The organism is Halalkalibacter alkalisediminis (genome assembly GCF_028610705.1).
Taxonomy (GTDB): domain Bacteria; phylum Bacillota; class Bacilli; order Bacillales; family Bacillaceae_D; genus Halalkalibacter; species Halalkalibacter alkalisediminis.
The window spans coordinates 316,452-331,714 of the sequence record NZ_JAQQWT010000002.1 but is presented as its reverse complement, the minus strand read 5'-3'; the positions used below and the strand labels follow the sequence as shown (position 1 = coordinate 331,714).

The following is a 15,263-nucleotide window of genomic DNA, read 5'->3' as shown; positions in this document are numbered from 1 at the left end:
TATCAAAATTAGATTAGAGGTAGGAATGTAGATGATTACAAATTTACTCCGATTGTTTGGTCAGAAATGGATAATTGTATTATTGCTACTGATAAATATTCCGGGCACCATCTTTGGATATGACTGGTATGGAAGTCAGCTAGCACAAACACCTACTCATTTTTTGCTTTTTGTACCAGATAGCCCAACGGCAAGTTTGTTTTTTGTGTTCGTGTTAGTGGCTTTTCTTATAAGGCGAAACTGGCCTTTGATGGAAGCTCTAGCGGCTGTTACGTTGATCAAATATGGAATATGGGCCGTTGTCATGAATATCGCTGGAGGTGTGGCGGGCGATACACTACATTGGACTAATTATATGCTAATCATCTCTCATGCTGGGATGGCTCTTCAGGCCATACTTTACGCACCTTATTATCGGATAAAGTCTTGGCATATAATTGTTGCGGCCATTTGGACATTACATAACGATTTCATTGATTATGTTTTTATGATGCATCCATGGGTATCTGTCCGTTTAGTACCGGACATAAATCTTATTGGTTATTTTACTTTTTGGTTAAGTTTGTTTTCTATTTTAATTGTCTATTTGATTGGTGTACGTAAAGGTAGAAAAGTGCTTGAACTAGAAGGGTAAAGGATTTAACTATTTTAGTTTTAATAATTCTAACAGTTTGTCTCTCTTTATTGGTCTACTCTTGTCCATTTGCTCATAGGATGGAAATAGAAGAAGGAGGGACAAACATGCGTCAAGTAATCATACTATTGATAGCCATATTTCTTTTCAATGTTCCGCAAAGTATTCATGCCGAGGAAGCCACATCCCTACATACATGGAAAGAATTAAATCACACATCGGACCAAATTCTTCAGTTAGTGAAACAAGAGGAGTTTGAAGAAGCGAAGCAAATGTTGGATTATTTTTCTGTTTCTTTTTTAGAAGTTGATTTTCAAGAAGAAGGAATAACGATGAGTTCTTTAAGAACGGTAACGAGCTCATTTGAAAAAGCAGTTGAGGCTGTAACTGCTATAGATATGCCTTTGGATCAACGAATCTTTACCGTAACGGCCTTTCGCTTAGCTATTGATGCTTTATCAAGTGAACATCATCCTTTGTGGTTGCATACTGAAAAATCGGTTATGAATGCAATCAGGGCTATGAAGGAGACGATCGGAGAAGGTGAAACGCAAGCATTCCAACATCGCTTTAATGAATTTCTGCGGCACTATGATATGATCAGACCGGCCTTATTTATTGATATTGAACCGCAGCAACTACAAAGAGTGGATTCTCAAATTACATTTCTAGAACGAATAAGAAATGAAAGCTTAGATGAAGATAAGGTGATATCTCATCTAGAAATTATGGAAAAAGAGTGGACAAATCTTTATCAAAGAATAAAGGAAGATAGTGCTGATCCTTCCCTTTGGTGGGTTATGTTTACGATTGGTGGAATGATTACCATGTCTCTTTCCTATGTCGGTTGGAAAAAGTACAGAGCGGAAAAACGAAAAGTGCGAGTTAAGGAGTAATGTGACAAAAATGTGAGAACTGCCTGAAACTACTGTGAGAATGGTGTTTTTGTTTGACTTTGTTTGATGTTCATTTTAAACTAGTAGTAAGAAATACTCATAGAGGTGGTTTATTCAATGGCTTTTCTGGTTTATTTTATCCTGCTTCTCATTATTCCTATTTGGGCACAAATGAGAGTGAAAGGTGCTTACCGTAAGTATTCTCAAGTTCATGCTTCATCTGGTCTTACAGGTGCACAAGTTGCGCGAAAAATCTTAGACGAAAATGGGTTGTATGATGTAAAAGTCGAAGAAACACGCGGTACATTAACGGATCATTATGACCCTCGTTCTAAAGTTGTTCGCTTATCTACGGATAACTATTATGGTACTTCGGTTGCCGGTGCGGCTGTAGCCGCTCACGAAGTTGGTCATGCGATGCAAGATTCAGAAGACTATGCGTTCTTACGAATTCGTCACTCATTAGTTCCTGTTGCTAGCTTTGGATCAAATGCTTCATTCTTTTTGATTTTAGCTGGTATTTTAATGGGTGCTTCTGGATTTATTTTATTAGGGATTTTTGCAATGGCAGCAGCGGTTCTTTTCCAATTGGTTACATTACCAGTTGAATTTAACGCTTCTAGCCGAGCGATGGAACAAATTGTTTCATCTGGTGTCATTCGTAACGATGAGGAACGTGATACTCGAAAAGTCCTAAATGCAGCAGCTTTAACGTATGTTGCGGGGGCACTTGTTGCTCTGTTAGAACTTGTTCGTTTTATCTTAATGTACATCGGAATGAATAATGATGATTAAAAATCTTGGAGCTTAGGCTCCAAGATTTTTTTGTATTTTAATTGGCTGAAATAGTTCAGTTATGGTATTTAGAGGCTTAGGGGTTTTTTGTTTTCATCTAAGGTAAATCCTTCTCCAATTACATCTTGGACATCATTTACGGTAACGAAAGCGTGTGGATCTATTCGTTCTACTAATGTTTTTAAACGGATGAGCTCATTTCGGCCAACAACACAATAAAGTATCTCTTTCTCTGTACCCGTAAAGCTTCCTTTGCCTTTTAGAATGGTGGCTCCACGGTCCATTTCTTTCATGATTGCTGCAGCTATTTCAGGAACCTTATCAGAAATAATGTGGGAAGCTTTTGCAGAATACGCTCCTTGTTGGATAAAATCTATGACTTTAGCTGCTATGAAAACAGCGAGAAGCGTATACATAGCTTCTCGGTAATTTAAATAGATAAGAGAGGTGGCGATGACTAGTGCATCAAACATAAACATCGTTTTTCCCATGCTCCATCCTAAGTATTTAAAGCCAAGCTTGGCTATAATATCAACCCCGCCCGTTGTTCCACCATATCTAAAAACAATACCTAGGCCAACACCGATAAACACACCAGCGAAAAGAGCGGCGAGTGTCATGTCATCATGAAGAGGTATATTAATTACCTGAAAACGCTGGAAAATCTCCAGAAAAATTGAAACACCAACCGTTCCGATAATGGTATAAACAAATGTAACTTTACCTAAAATTTTCCAACCGATAAAAAAGAGGGGAATGTTTAATAAAAGATTGGAAATAGCTGGGTTGATGAGAAAGATAAAATAAAGAATAAGTGTGATACCTGTAAAACCACCATCGGCTAAATTATTTTCCATATTAAAATAAACAAGACCAAAGGATAAAATGGCCGAACCAAGTAAAATAAAAAGAATATTTTTTAAGCGAACCGTATAAGCCATGAAGCCCTCCTTGTGATAAAATAAGAATGGAATTTCATGCCTATTATATAGAAAGAGCCGTCGAACGGCAAATCTTAATTAAATGAGAACTAATATTTGTCAAACGGTTAACAATTCGCTAACATGGATGTGTAGAAAGATGAGGTGAATTAGGTGGATAAGTCGATGAAGCAAATGCAATCTGAAGTTGATACATATATTGGTCAGTTTAAAGAAGGGTATTTCAACCCCTTAGCTATGCTTGCTAGAATGAGTGAAGAAGTTGGCGAGTTAGCTCGAGAAGTTAACCACTTCTACGGGGAGAAACCTAAAAAATCTGAAGAAGAAGAAAATACGATGGAACAGGAAATGGGTGATATTCTGTTCGTCTTGATCTGTTTTGCCAATTCATTGAACATAGATTTAGAAGAAGCATTTAACCTTGTGATGAATAAATTTGAAGTCCGAGATAAAGATCGTTGGACAAGAAAAGAAGGAGAAGAAATAACTAATGAATAATGTGAAAATTGTAGTGGCCGGACCTCGAGGTAACATGGGGAGAGAAGCAGTAAAAATGGTTTCGGGAACGGAAAGCTTCGAGCTTGTAGCTGTTGTTGATTCAAAACATGAGGGAATGTCTTTAAGCGAAATTGAAGGGTTCCACGGCATTGATGTTCCAGTTTACACAAACATACAGACATGTTTTGAGGAGCTTGATGTGGATGTACTTATTGATTTAACGGCTCCAGCTTTTGGTCGAAAGCATATGGAGATTGCTTTTGCAAATGGTGTGCGACCTGTTGTTGGAACAACGGGTTTCTCAGAGGCTGATATTGCCGAATTAAGGAACATGGCAGAACAAAAAGAACTAGGGGCGATCATTGCACCGAATTTTGCTATTGGTGCTATTTTAATGATGAAATTCTCGCAGATGGCTGCAAAATATTTACCAGATGTCGAGATCATTGAGCAGCATCACGACCGCAAGTTGGATGCTCCTTCTGGAACTGCTGTTAAAACAGCCCAATTAATTGCAGAAGTACGTGCAGAGAAAGCACAAGGGCATCCGAATGAAAAAGAAGAGTTAAAGGGAGCTCGTGGAGCAGATTTTGAAGGCATGCGCATACATAGTGTAAGGTTACCTGGACTTGTTGCTCATCAAGAAGTCATCTTTGGAGGAGTAGGTCAAACGTTAACCATTCGTCATGATTCGATTGATCGCACATCGTTTATGCCAGGTGTAAAGTTAGCTGTTGAATCTGTGTTGAAAATTGATACGCTTGTATATGGTTTAGAACATATTATTGAGTAAAATCTATGGAGTATTATAAGTTACTAGTGAAACCACCACTTATTAGAGGTTTATGTTTTGTTTGACTTATTTAAAGGGGGAAGTTAGATGAGAATCGCTTTAATCGCACATGACAAGAAAAAAGATGAAATGGTACAATTTGCGATTGCTTATGAAGCAATTTTAGCTAAGCATGAACTATATGGGACAGGAACGACAGGAACGAGAATTATGGAAGCTACGAGATTAGATGTAACTCGATTTAAATCAGGACCACTTGGAGGCGACCAACAGATCGGTGCACTTGTTGCTGAGAATAAATTTGATTTAATTTTGTTTTTCCGAGATCCATTGACAGCTCAACCACATGAGCCAGACGTAACAGCACTCATTCGTTTATGTGACGTACGTCAAGTTCCTCTTGCGACAAACTTAGGAACAGCTGAGGTGTTATTAAAGGGTTTAGATAGAGGAGATTTTGCTTGGAGAGCAGAAGATAAGGATGAGTTAAATGAGAAAGCTTGATATCCTAGCTTTTGGTGCCCATCCCGATGATGTTGAAATCGGGATGGGGGCAACATTAGCTAAATATGTAGAAGCAGGGTATCGTGTTGGAATATGCGATCTAACAAAAGCTGAATTATCCTCAAACGGTACGGTTGAAATTAGACAGGCAGAAGCTAAGCGAGCTGCTGATGTTTTAGGTATAGATGTTCGAATTCAGCTAACAATGGCTGATCGGGGTTTGAAGATGATTTCCAATGACGAACTTGCTGAATTGGTTTCCATTATAAGAAAGTATCGACCATCCATTGTCTTTGCTCCTTTTAAAAAGGATCGTCATCCTGATCACGGCGCATGTGCCAAACTGATAGAGGAAGCAGTTTTTAATGCAGGTATTAAGAAATATCCGTGTAAAAGCAGATTAGATGCTTACCGGCCTAGAGATTTATATTATTACTTTATAAATGGCTATCAACATCCTGACTTTGTCGTTGATGTTACGAAGACAATGGAGAAAAAGAAACAAGCTTTGATGGTTTACGAAAGTCAGTTTGTCAAGACAGATGACTCTGTTGACACTCCGTTAACAAACGATTACATCGCTGTTGTTGAAGGGAGAGAGCGTTTGTTTGGTAAAGAGGTGGGTGTTGCTTTTGCAGAGGGATTTATGACTTCAAAACCAATCATTGTTCCTGATTTCTTTGCGGGAGAGGATCGTGACAATGAAGCTTAAAATTGGTATTAGCTGTTATCCAACTGTAGGCGGATCAGGTGTCATTGCTACAGAACTGGGTAAATTACTTGCTGAACGTGGGCATGAAGTACATTTTATTACATCGAGTGTGCCGTTTCGTTTAGATCGTGTCTATCCGAATATTTATTATCATGAAGTTGAAGTTAATCAATATTCTGTATTTCAGTATCCCCCTTATGATTTAACACTAGCTAGCAAAATGGCGGAAGTAGCGAAGAGGCAAAAGTTAGACCTCATTCATGTCCATTATGCCGTCCCACATGCGATTTGTGCTATTTTAGCTAAACAAATGCTCGGCAACCAATTAAAAATTATGACAACCTTGCATGGGACAGATATCACGGTTCTAGGGTATGATCCATCTTTAAAAGATATTATTAAGTTTGGAATTGAGCAATCTGATCTTGTTACAGCGGTATCTAATGATTTGGTGACGCAAACGAGGGAATTAGTTACAACCGAAAAAGAAATTGAAACCGTTTATAACTTCATTGATGAACGTGTGTATACAAAGCTTGATACGGAAGAGTTAAAGGGTCATTACAAAATTGCTAAGGATGAACGAGTGATTATCCATATTTCCAATTTCCGTCCAGTCAAACGAATACCGGATATCGTCAAAAGCTTTGCGTTAATTTCAAAAAAGGTCAAATCAAAATTACTCTTAATTGGAAATGGACCAGAGTTATCCATTGCTAGGCAATTAGTAAGAGAGTTAGAAATTGAAGATAAAGTATTATTTTTAGGGAACCAAAAGCATATTGCTGAACTGCTTTCCATGAGCGATCTTATGTTGCTTTTAAGCGAAAAAGAAAGCTTTGGTCTCGTCGCACTAGAGGCGATGGCTTGTGGAGTCCCGGTTATTGGAACAAATGCAGGAGGGATTCCTGAAGTCATTACAGATGGTGTAACAGGCTATTTATGCGAAGTAGGTGACGTTGAATGTGTTGCTAAGAAAGCGGTTATGTTACTATCAGATATTTCGAGTTATGAAGCTTTCTCATTACGGGCAATGGAGCATGTGAAATCCGTTTTTCACTCCGAAATTATTGTATCTGAATATGAAAAACTTTATAAACAAGTATTGCAGAAATGAGGAAAAGACTGTGGTACATCAATGGACCGAAGCGAAGACGCTTATTGGTAAATTAAATAACAAAGGATACCAAACATATATCGTCGGTGGCGCAGTTCGTGATCTTCTTTTAGGTCGCACGCTCTCTGATATTGATATTGTTACTGCCGCTACACCGAAAGAAGTCTCAAAATTATTTGATAAAACGGTTCAACTGAGCAACCAGCATCAGACTGTTCTTGTAAGAGAAGGTCAAGAACTGTTTGAGGTTACAACGATACGTGGGACAAGTTTTGTAGAGGATATGCAGAGAAGGGACCTCACTATAAATAGTTTAGCTATGGATGAGCATGGTGATTTGGTGGACGTAGTAAATGGTAAGAGGGATCTAGAGTTCAAGCAGCTTAGATCAATTGATGCGAAAGCTCGAATGACAGAGGACCCTTTAAGAATGCTACGTGTTGCTCGTTTTATTAGTGAGCTTGGGTTTTCTGTCGCCCCTAATCTTTTTAACACGATTAAGGAGAATCATCCACTGATTAATAAGGTAGCTGTTGAAAGAGTGGTCAAAGAATGGGTGAAAGTATTAAAAGGAGCCGATCGAAAAGACGCTCTTCGTTTCTTAGTAGAAACAGGTTTATATCAGTCTATACCAGGTCTATCTCTTCACGCAAAAGCAATAGATGAGTTATTACATTTAAAATCATTAGTTAATGAGTCTGAGAGCATTTGTTGGTCTGCTTTCTGTTTGTGTATGAATGTTCCGAATGAAGAGACTTTGAAGCAATTAAATCTCTCTAATGAATTACTTCGTGCGGTCAAAGTGAGAATGTATTATTACCAAAAGAGGAAGGTACATAGTTGGTCAGATATGGACTTATATGATTCGTCTATTGATGTCGCCCAAGATGTTGAAAAATTAAGATTTTTATTTGGCCTTCCTGCACAGGACCAATCGAAATTAAAAGCAATGTGGGATTCGCTACCTATACATAATCGATCAGAATTGGCTGTAACAGGCGGAGACCTCTTACAAGAGTTTAAAAAAGAACAAGGCCCTTGGCTCAAAGACTTTTTACTTCGAGCAGAGAAGCTAGTGATCGAACGTAAATGTCTAAATGAAAAATCAATTATTATTAAAGAGTTAAGGAAGTGTGAACATTGTTAAAGGAAAAACTGTTGAAAGTTTTTGCCGATCATCCTGGAGAATTTGTGTCGGGTGAAAAGATCAGTCAACAACTCGGGTGTTCGAGAACTGCCATTTGGAAGCACATTGATGAATTAAGAAAAAGCGGGTATACATTAGAATCAGCACCTCGAAAAGGCTATCGACTTGTGAGTAAAGCAGATGGTATTCATTCACATGAAGTTAGAGTGGGATTAAAAACAAGTCGTCTTGGTATGGAAATTACTTATTTTGACGCAACAGAATCGACTCAAATTGTAGCCCATAAGCTAGCTCAAGAGGGTGCGAAGGAAGGGCATGTCGTGATTGCTAATGAGCAGACATCTGGAAAAGGGCGACTTGGTCGGAAATGGCATTCTAGGTCCGGAACAAGTGTTTCAATGAGCCTTATTTTACGTCCTGAACTACCACCTCAAAAAACACCACAACTCACATTACTGACAGCAGTAGCTGTTGTCCGTGCGTTAAAGAAGAAACTAGGGGTCAATTCAGAAATAAAATGGCCTAATGATATTTTAATTAATGGAAAAAAGTTAGTCGGTATATTAACAGAAATGCAAGCAGACCCAGATATGGTTCAGTCCGTAATAATTGGTATTGGTCTCAATGTCAATCAAAAAGAAGAGGATTTTGACCCTGAAGTTCGAGACATTGCCACTTCTTTAGCGCTTGAAAAAGGTGAAATGGTCGAACGCGCTAACGTGATATCTGCTATATTAAATGAATTTGAACAATTGTATGACCTTTATTTAACAGACGGCTTTCGTCCCATTAAATCACTATGGGAGGCTCATTCAATTAGTGTGGGTACGTATCTTTATGCGAGGACGATGCGTGAAGTCATTTACGGTTTTGCAAAAGGGATCACAGATGACGGTGTGTTATTACTTGAGGACGAAGAAGGAAAAATCCATCACATCTATTCTGCAGATATTGAAATTGCTTCCCAAACATAAAAGTTACTGTTATAATTTTGAGGAATGGGCGGTATCTAATTAGAACTGCACCGAACAACTAATTTATATACGGATCTGCCTTGATCCAGATTGGACTAGGACAGAGGGGTTCATAACATAAACGTTAGTGCTATTTCAAAAGCTGAAATAGTTCTTAAGACTAGCCTTAAAAGGGCTATAAAGGGTTACCTCTGTGTTCAAGGTGTATAATCTTGTAGGGGTAATCTTTTTTCGTTTCGACGTTTATCGTGATTTGAGGCCCTCCTTAATAAGGGGGAATTGAACTATGAAAACAACAGCAAGCTTTTTGAAGATGAAAAAAGAACAAGAAAAGATTACAATGATGACGGCGTATGACGCTCCAGCTGCTAGAATAGTTGAACGTGTTGGGACAGACATGATTCTCGTTGGTGACTCCCTTGGGATGGTCGTACTCGGATATGATTCAACTGTTCCCGTAACAATTGATGATATGGTGCTTCATACAAAAGCAAGTCGTCGAGGTGCTCCCCATACGTTTATTGTCGCAGATATGCCTTTTTTAACCTATCATTCTAGTATTCAAGAAACGATAAAGCATGCGGCGCGCTTAATGCAAGAAGGGGGAGCAAGTGCAGTAAAGCTTGAAGGGGCAGGGGAAGTTATTAAGACGATTTCTAAGTTAACAGCTGCTGGAGTTCCTGTAATGGGCCACCTCGGATTGACTCCACAATCAGTAGGGGTTTTAGGTGGGTATCGGGTTCAAGGAAGAGATTCCCGATCAGCTCGTAAGCTTTTAGCTGACGCTCAAGCATTAGAAGAAGCCGGTGCATTTGCTATTGTTGTCGAATGTGTTCCAGAGCAGGTGGGGGCTATGCTTTCAGAAGTTTGCGAGATCCCGATTATAGGAATAGGAGCTGGTGTTGACACAGACGGCCAAGTCCTTGTCTATCACGATGTAATTGGGTATGGTGATGTGCACGTGCCTAAGTTTGTCAAAAACTATGCGCAAGTTTCACCGATTATTGAAATAGCTCTTAAGTCCTATGTAGATGAAGTTAAGGCAAAGACATTTCCCGCACAAGAACATTCATTTACAATGAACGAACAGGAACTCAGAGGTTTATATGGAGGAGTAAGCTCGTGAAGATCATTGAAACCATTGCACAGATGAGACAAGAAATAACAATTGCAAGAAAAGCTGGTCAGACAGTTGGTTTTGTTCCGACAATGGGCTATTTACATGAAGGACATTTAAGCTTGATTGAGGCAGCAAAAGAAAAGCATGACGTTGTGGTTGTCAGCATTTTTGTTAACCCGTTACAATTTGGTCCGAATGAAGATCTAGAGCGATATCCAAGAGATTTTGAAAGGGATGAACGTCTAGCTAAACATATTGGTACGGATATCCTTTTCTACCCGACTGTTCAAGAAATGTATCCAGAGACAATGCCAATGACGATTCATGTGACAAAAGGGGTTGAGGTTCTTTGTGGGGAAAGTAGACCTGGTCACTTTGATGGTGTGGCGACAGTAGTCATGAAACTATTTCAGATTGTTCAGCCAGATGAAGCTTTTTTTGGCCAGAAAGATGCACAACAGATTGCTGTTATTATGAATATGGTGTCTGCGTTTAATCTACCATTACAAATTGTTGCATGCCCAACCGTTCGAGAAGAGGACGGACTTGCTAAAAGCTCAAGAAATGTGTATTTATCAGATCAAGAACGACAAGAAGCTCCATTACTATACGAAACGCTTCAGTTTGGGGCAGAACTTATTAAGTCAGGTGAAAAGAAACGTGATCGTGTGTTAGACCAAATGAAAGCTCGCTTGGATAATGGTACTGGTCGCTTGGATTACTTAACGATTCTCAGCTATCCAAGTCTCAATGAGACACAAACATTACATGGTGCCATTATTATTGCAGTTGCTTACTTTTATCAAAACGCACGTTTAATTGATAATTATATTTTGGAGGCGTAGGAGGGTGACGATGTACCGTACAATGATGAAAGCCAAAATTCACCGTGCTCGTGTCACGGAATCGAATTTAAATTATGTAGGTAGTATTACCATTGATGAAGATATTATGGATGCTGTTGACATAGTGGAAAATGAAAAAGTACAAATTGTTAATAATAATAATGGTGCTAGGTTCGAAACCTATGTGATAAAAGGACCTAGAGGAAGTAATGTATTCTGCTTAAACGGAGCTGCAGCAAGGCTAGTTCATGAGGGTGATGTAATTATTGTCATTTCGTATGCACTTGTAGCTAATGAATTAGTAAAAGAACATAAGCCGAAAGTCGCTATTATGAATGAGTGCAATCAAATTGTTGAAATGTTGCACGCAGAGCCAGCTTCTACCGTTCTATAATTCGCATATTCCTCTCCTCTTCGATAAACACTTTAAATAGGCGTTTGAAGAGGAGGGGTTTTTTTGAATGAATGGTTATCTTCATGGCAAACCATTTTTAAAGAGACAGAAAAAAAATGGGCACTTATGTCACAAGAGGAACAAAAAGAGCAGTTACATTATTTAGAAGAAACAGCTGGTACACTTTTAGATACATGGACAGAAATGGATGAAAAGATTAATGATTTGCGGGAGGAAGTAGGGAGAACAGATTCCATTTCATTTCATTCCAAGGGGACATGGTTTTATGAACTAGAGATGTTTGAACGAGCAAGCCTAGAACTTGAGAATGAAAAAACAAATGGTGATAAGGATTTATTGCGCAGATTGTACTTAGGTTTTGCTTTTCTTTTTTCTATGCAGGTGGCAAAGGCAAAAGAAACATTTTTATATTTGATCCAAGTAAGCGTACATCCACAAATTAAGCATTTTGCATACATGGGCTTAGGTTGCCTGCAAACTCAAGAAGAGCGCATTCAAGATGCGATCGTTTCTTTTGAGGCAGCCAAACAGCTTACGTTAACGACCGATGTCGTGTATAATTTAGGAGTATGTTATTTCTATGAAGAAGCGTTTCATCTAGCTGAAAAGTATTTCATGACTTATTGTGAAGAGGAACCAGAAGATGGGGAAGCGTTATTCTTCTTAGGGTGCTGCCAGTGGGAAAACATAAAAAAGGAAGATGCCTGGGCGTCTTGGACGACAAGTATCAACTTATTAAAATCAACAGAGGCTTTGCTTTCTTTAGCTTATGTCTGTGAATGGCATGGTTATCATTATTTAGCTATACATTGTTATAAACGAATCCAGGAAATACATGGGGATACGATTCCTACTTTACATGGCTTAGCATGGAACTTTGCTTTAATAGATGATAAGGAGAACGCTCTTAAATTTTTCCGTGATGTACTTCGGTTAGATCCTGGTAATAGCGATATCCGACAATCGCTTCAATGGCTAGGGGCAACTTGGCCAGAAGTACATGAACTATAATTAAAGGGCAGGGTCGTTTAAAATAGAGGTGGAAAAATGAAAGAACGTTATACTGTGGTTGATATAGAGACAACTGGACATTCAGTCATAAAAGGGGACAGAATTATTCAAATAGGGGCTGTTGTTATTGAACATGGTGAAGTTGTAGAAACATTTGCTACGTTTGTAAATCCTGGTCAAGTCATTCCTCCTTTTATTGAGGATCTTACGGGGATTTCTGATGCTAATGTAGCAAATGCCCCTGCCTTTCATAAGATCATTCCTGATCTCCTTGAATTATTAGAAGGAAGCGCATTTGTTGCACATAATGTGGATTTTGACGAATCTTTCTTAAAAATGCAGATGGAGTTAGAAGGGTATCGATTTCCTAAGATGCCTGTTTTTGATACGGTTGAATTATCAAGGATTTTACTTCCCCAACAGGAGAGTTACAAATTAAGTCAGTTATCGGACCAACTTGGTTTTTCTCATGAGCGTCCTCATCAAGCCGATAGTGATGCTGAGGTTACAGCGACTCTTTTTTTGACTTTAATACATAAGCTAAAGCAATTACCATTACTTACCTTGCAACAATTGGTTCCTTTATCGAGACGGTTTAAAAGTGATTTAGAACCTTTGTTATCAAGTTACATCCACGAAAAAGTGAATATGGGAATAAGTGATGACAGGGACTATGATTGCTATCGTCAACTTGCCTTAAAAAAGATAGTTGATGATAAGGTAGAAGTTGAATCTGAGCATTCCTTCACGTTTTCTGATTATTCTTCTTCTTTATTTGAAGAAGACGGGAAAATGGAATCAGCTTTCATAAAGTACGAATTAAGACCAGGTCAAAGGCAAATGATGAAGGAAGTAGATGAAGCGTTTCAACAAAATGAACATAAAATGATTGAAGCAGGAACGGGTACAGGGAAATCACTTGCTTATCTAATTCCGGCTGCCTTTTATGCTCATGAAAATAAGCAGCCGGTTGTCATTAGCACGCAAACCATTCCTTTACAAGAACAGTTATTAGCACGAGACTTACCTTTACTAAAAAAAATGCTTCCCTTTCAAGTAGATGCAGCTCTTTTAAAAGGGAGAAGTCATTATCTTTGCTTAAGAAAGTTTGAACAATCACTTACCTCTATTGATACAGATAGCTATGATGTTTTATTAACGAAAGCTTTGTTACTTATTTGGCTGACGGAGACTGATCAAGGTGATATAGAAGAGTTGAATCTTCCTTCAGGGGGGAGAGGATTTTGGTTTGAAGTTCAAAGTGATGCGGCATCTGATTTAGGGAGGTACAGTCCGTGGTTTTCTCGTTGCTTTTACCATCGTGCAAGAAAAAGAGCTCAAAAAGCGAGTTTAATTATTACTAATCATGCTTTATTATGTACGGACTTAGTTCATGAACAAAGGTTATTGCCAGCGTACACACATGCTGTAATAGATGAAGCCCACCATCTAGAAGAGACAGCGAGTGATCACTTAGGAGCTAAAACGGATTTCTTGACATTTTCCTACTTGTTTCAACGAATCGGCATAAATCAAGAGGCAGATATGCTAAAAACTCTTACTCACCTGATTGCGAACTACCAGATCGCTGTTAAAGCAGAAGACCTTTCAAATAAACTTATAAGCTTAAAGGAAGAAATAGACGAGTTGTTCCGAATGCTTCATGGTTATGTAATGCAAAAGCAAAGAACGAGTTCGACTGATGTAGGTCGAATTCGTTACCGGTTTGAAAGTTTTGCAGAAAACAATTCGTATTGGCAAGCGATTTTAGAATGTGGAATGCGCGTTCATATGCAAACAAAAGACTGTTTGCAACAGCTTAAACAGTGGTTAAAACTTTTTCAAGATATACGTGATGATATGACTTATAAAGACAGGGGATTTATTGTCGATGTTGAAAGCGTAATTGACATGTTATACGAAGAAGAACAAATTCTTTATGAAATGTTACTTGAGTATGATCCGAATGTCGTCTATTGGATTGAAGTTGAACCAAGAGGAGCAAAGAATGCAACTTTCCTCTTTAGTAAACCAATTGATGTATCGGAACTACTTGCGGATCATTTCTTTACAAAGAAAAAAAGTGTTATTCTCACTTCTGCTACTTTATCGGTAAATGGAACTTTTCATTATCAAGAGAAGCGACTTGGTTTGACAGATTTTGGATTGAAGACGTCGATCATCCCTTCGCCATTTTCATATATGGATCAAGTTAGACTGCTGCTACCTAAAGATATTCCAGCAATTAAAGACGTAAAGGAAGAAGAGTTTTCAATTGAAGTAGCCATTAAACTGTGGAGATTAATGGAAGTGTCTAAAGGGAAGATTTTAGTCTTGTTTACTTCGTATGACATGCTGAAACAAGTTTATCATCACGTTAGACAATTCAATGAATTTGGGACATATCAATTGATTGGTCAAGGAATTACTAGTGGGAGTAGAGCGAAACTAATGAAAATGTTTAAACAAAGCAACCAAGCTACTCTCTTTGGTACAAGTAGTTTTTGGGAAGGGATTGACCTACCTGGAGATGAGTTGAGAACCCTAGTCATTGTAAGGTTGCCTTTCTCACCTCCCGACCAACCACTCCTTCAAGCTCAATTTGAAAAGGCAAAAGAAGATGGTCAGAACCCATTTATGGAGATTTCCTTACCTCAGGCAATCATTAGGTTCAAACAAGGATTTGGCCGCTTAATCAGAACGGCTGAAGATCGAGGAGTTGTGTTTGTTTTTGATCGAAGGATTTCAACGGCTCGCTATGGAAAACAATTTATTCGTTCATTACCAAATGTACCAGTATTTGAAGACGAACTAGAAAACTTGCTCGAACAATTTCAAGACTACATGTAAATGTATGGAGG

General features: G+C 38.5%; 16 protein-coding genes. 15 read left to right on the top strand and 1 reads right to left on the bottom strand.

Annotated elements, in window-relative coordinates:
• The first annotated feature begins 31 nt into the window (after positions 1 to 31).
• The 3 genes from lhaT (at position 32) to PQ474_RS04150 (ending at position 2,325) form a co-directional block, all read left to right on the top strand.
• On the top strand, positions 32 to 634 hold the full coding sequence (gene lhaT, locus PQ474_RS04160; RefSeq protein WP_273840765.1) for a lipoprotein heptaprenylglyceryl N-acetyltransferase LhaT: 603 nt from the start codon (positions 32 to 34) through the stop codon (positions 632 to 634).
• A gap of 107 nt (positions 635 to 741) precedes the next feature.
• Positions 742 to 1,530: a sporulation protein YpjB gene (gene ypjB, locus PQ474_RS04155; RefSeq protein WP_273840764.1), complete on the top strand. Its 789-nt coding sequence runs from the start codon at positions 742 to 744 to the stop codon at positions 1,528 to 1,530.
• Between the two features lie 117 nt (positions 1,531 to 1,647).
• The gene (locus PQ474_RS04150; protein WP_273840763.1) at positions 1,648 to 2,325 is read left to right on the top strand and encodes a zinc metallopeptidase; all 678 of its coding nucleotides are present in this window, start codon (positions 1,648 to 1,650) and stop codon (positions 2,323 to 2,325) included.
• A 68-nt stretch (positions 2,326 to 2,393) separates the two neighbouring features.
• On the opposite strand, the gene PQ474_RS04145 is transcribed toward PQ474_RS04150, so the two are convergent.
• Positions 2,394 to 3,266: a YitT family protein gene (locus PQ474_RS04145; protein ID WP_273840762.1), complete on the bottom strand. Its 873-nt coding sequence runs from the start codon at positions 3,264 to 3,266 to the stop codon at positions 2,394 to 2,396.
• A gap of 165 nt (positions 3,267 to 3,431) precedes the next feature.
• Here PQ474_RS04145 and PQ474_RS04140 point away from each other — a divergent pair, with 165 nt between their 5' ends.
• The 12 genes from PQ474_RS04140 (at position 3,432) to dinG (ending at position 15,252) form a co-directional block, all read left to right on the top strand.
• Complete coding sequence (locus PQ474_RS04140; RefSeq protein WP_273840761.1) at positions 3,432 to 3,764, top strand: nucleotide pyrophosphohydrolase; 333 nt, start codon at positions 3,432 to 3,434, stop codon at positions 3,762 to 3,764.
• Positions 3,757 to 4,557, top strand: coding sequence for a 4-hydroxy-tetrahydrodipicolinate reductase (dapB, locus tag PQ474_RS04135; protein ID WP_273840760.1), 801 nt, complete (start codon positions 3,757 to 3,759; stop codon positions 4,555 to 4,557). The genes PQ474_RS04140 and dapB overlap by 8 nt, the downstream gene beginning before the upstream one ends.
• Before the next feature lie 87 nt (positions 4,558 to 4,644).
• Positions 4,645 to 5,061, top strand: coding sequence for a methylglyoxal synthase (locus PQ474_RS04130; RefSeq protein ID WP_273840759.1), 417 nt, complete (start codon positions 4,645 to 4,647; stop codon positions 5,059 to 5,061).
• On the top strand, positions 5,048 to 5,773 hold the full coding sequence (gene bshB1 / locus PQ474_RS04125) for a bacillithiol biosynthesis deacetylase BshB1 (protein WP_273840758.1): 726 nt from the start codon (positions 5,048 to 5,050) through the stop codon (positions 5,771 to 5,773). Before PQ474_RS04130 ends, bshB1 begins: the two co-directional genes overlap by 14 nt.
• Positions 5,763 to 6,890, top strand: a complete 1,128-nt coding sequence (gene bshA, locus PQ474_RS04120; RefSeq protein WP_273840757.1) for an N-acetyl-alpha-D-glucosaminyl L-malate synthase BshA — start codon at positions 5,763 to 5,765, stop codon at positions 6,888 to 6,890. The genes bshB1 and bshA overlap by 11 nt, the downstream gene beginning before the upstream one ends.
• 10 nt (positions 6,891 to 6,900) lie before the next feature.
• Positions 6,901 to 8,037 carry a CCA tRNA nucleotidyltransferase gene (locus PQ474_RS04115; RefSeq protein WP_273840756.1) on the top strand — a complete coding sequence of 379 codons (1,137 nt, stop codon included), beginning with the start codon at positions 6,901 to 6,903 and terminating at the stop codon, positions 8,035 to 8,037.
• The gene (locus PQ474_RS04110) at positions 8,031 to 9,011 is read left to right on the top strand and encodes a biotin--[acetyl-CoA-carboxylase] ligase (RefSeq protein ID WP_273840755.1); all 981 of its coding nucleotides are present in this window, start codon (positions 8,031 to 8,033) and stop codon (positions 9,009 to 9,011) included. Before PQ474_RS04115 ends, PQ474_RS04110 begins: the two co-directional genes overlap by 7 nt.
• A 286-nt stretch (positions 9,012 to 9,297) precedes the next feature.
• Entirely contained in the window at positions 9,298 to 10,137 is an 840-nt protein-coding gene (panB, locus tag PQ474_RS04105; RefSeq protein WP_273840754.1) for a 3-methyl-2-oxobutanoate hydroxymethyltransferase, read from the top strand.
• A complete protein-coding gene (gene panC / locus PQ474_RS04100; RefSeq protein ID WP_273840753.1) occupies positions 10,134 to 10,976 on the top strand; it encodes a pantoate--beta-alanine ligase in 843 nt (280 codons plus the stop codon). Before panB ends, panC begins: the two co-directional genes overlap by 4 nt.
• A gap of 10 nt (positions 10,977 to 10,986) precedes the next feature.
• Positions 10,987 to 11,370 carry an aspartate 1-decarboxylase gene (gene panD, locus PQ474_RS04095; protein ID WP_273840752.1) on the top strand — a complete coding sequence of 128 codons (384 nt, stop codon included), beginning with the start codon at positions 10,987 to 10,989 and terminating at the stop codon, positions 11,368 to 11,370.
• Between the two features lie 63 nt (positions 11,371 to 11,433).
• Complete coding sequence (locus PQ474_RS04090; RefSeq protein WP_273840751.1) at positions 11,434 to 12,402, top strand: tetratricopeptide repeat protein; 969 nt, start codon at positions 11,434 to 11,436, stop codon at positions 12,400 to 12,402.
• A gap of 36 nt (positions 12,403 to 12,438) precedes the next feature.
• Positions 12,439 to 15,252: an ATP-dependent DNA helicase DinG gene (dinG, locus tag PQ474_RS04085; protein ID WP_273840750.1), complete on the top strand. Its 2,814-nt coding sequence runs from the start codon at positions 12,439 to 12,441 to the stop codon at positions 15,250 to 15,252.
• Positions 15,253 to 15,263 lie beyond the last annotated feature (11 nt).

What these genes read in the sequence shown, in the direction of transcription:
- lhaT (WP_273840765.1), top strand. Translation starts at nt 32, where the DNA reads ATGATTACAAATTTACTCCGATTGTTTGGTCAGAAATGGATAATTGTA.
- ypjB (WP_273840764.1), top strand. Translation starts at nt 742, where the DNA reads ATGCGTCAAGTAATCATACTATTGATAGCCATATTTCTTTTCAATGTT.
- PQ474_RS04150 (WP_273840763.1), top strand. Translation starts at nt 1,648, where the DNA reads ATGGCTTTTCTGGTTTATTTTATCCTGCTTCTCATTATTCCTATTTGG.
- PQ474_RS04145 (WP_273840762.1), bottom strand. Translation starts at nt 3,266, where the DNA reads ATGGCTTATACGGTTCGCTTAAAAAATATTCTTTTTATTTTACTTGGT.
- PQ474_RS04140 (WP_273840761.1), top strand. Translation starts at nt 3,432, where the DNA reads ATGAAGCAAATGCAATCTGAAGTTGATACATATATTGGTCAGTTTAAA.
- dapB (WP_273840760.1), top strand. Translation starts at nt 3,757, where the DNA reads ATGAATAATGTGAAAATTGTAGTGGCCGGACCTCGAGGTAACATGGGG.
- PQ474_RS04130 (WP_273840759.1), top strand. Translation starts at nt 4,645, where the DNA reads ATGAGAATCGCTTTAATCGCACATGACAAGAAAAAAGATGAAATGGTA.
- bshB1 (WP_273840758.1), top strand. Translation starts at nt 5,048, where the DNA reads ATGAGAAAGCTTGATATCCTAGCTTTTGGTGCCCATCCCGATGATGTT.
- bshA (WP_273840757.1), top strand. Translation starts at nt 5,763, where the DNA reads ATGAAGCTTAAAATTGGTATTAGCTGTTATCCAACTGTAGGCGGATCA.
- panB (WP_273840754.1), top strand. Translation starts at nt 9,298, where the DNA reads ATGAAAACAACAGCAAGCTTTTTGAAGATGAAAAAAGAACAAGAAAAG.
- panD (WP_273840752.1), top strand. Translation starts at nt 10,987, where the DNA reads ATGTACCGTACAATGATGAAAGCCAAAATTCACCGTGCTCGTGTCACG.
- dinG (WP_273840750.1), top strand. Translation starts at nt 12,439, where the DNA reads ATGAAAGAACGTTATACTGTGGTTGATATAGAGACAACTGGACATTCA.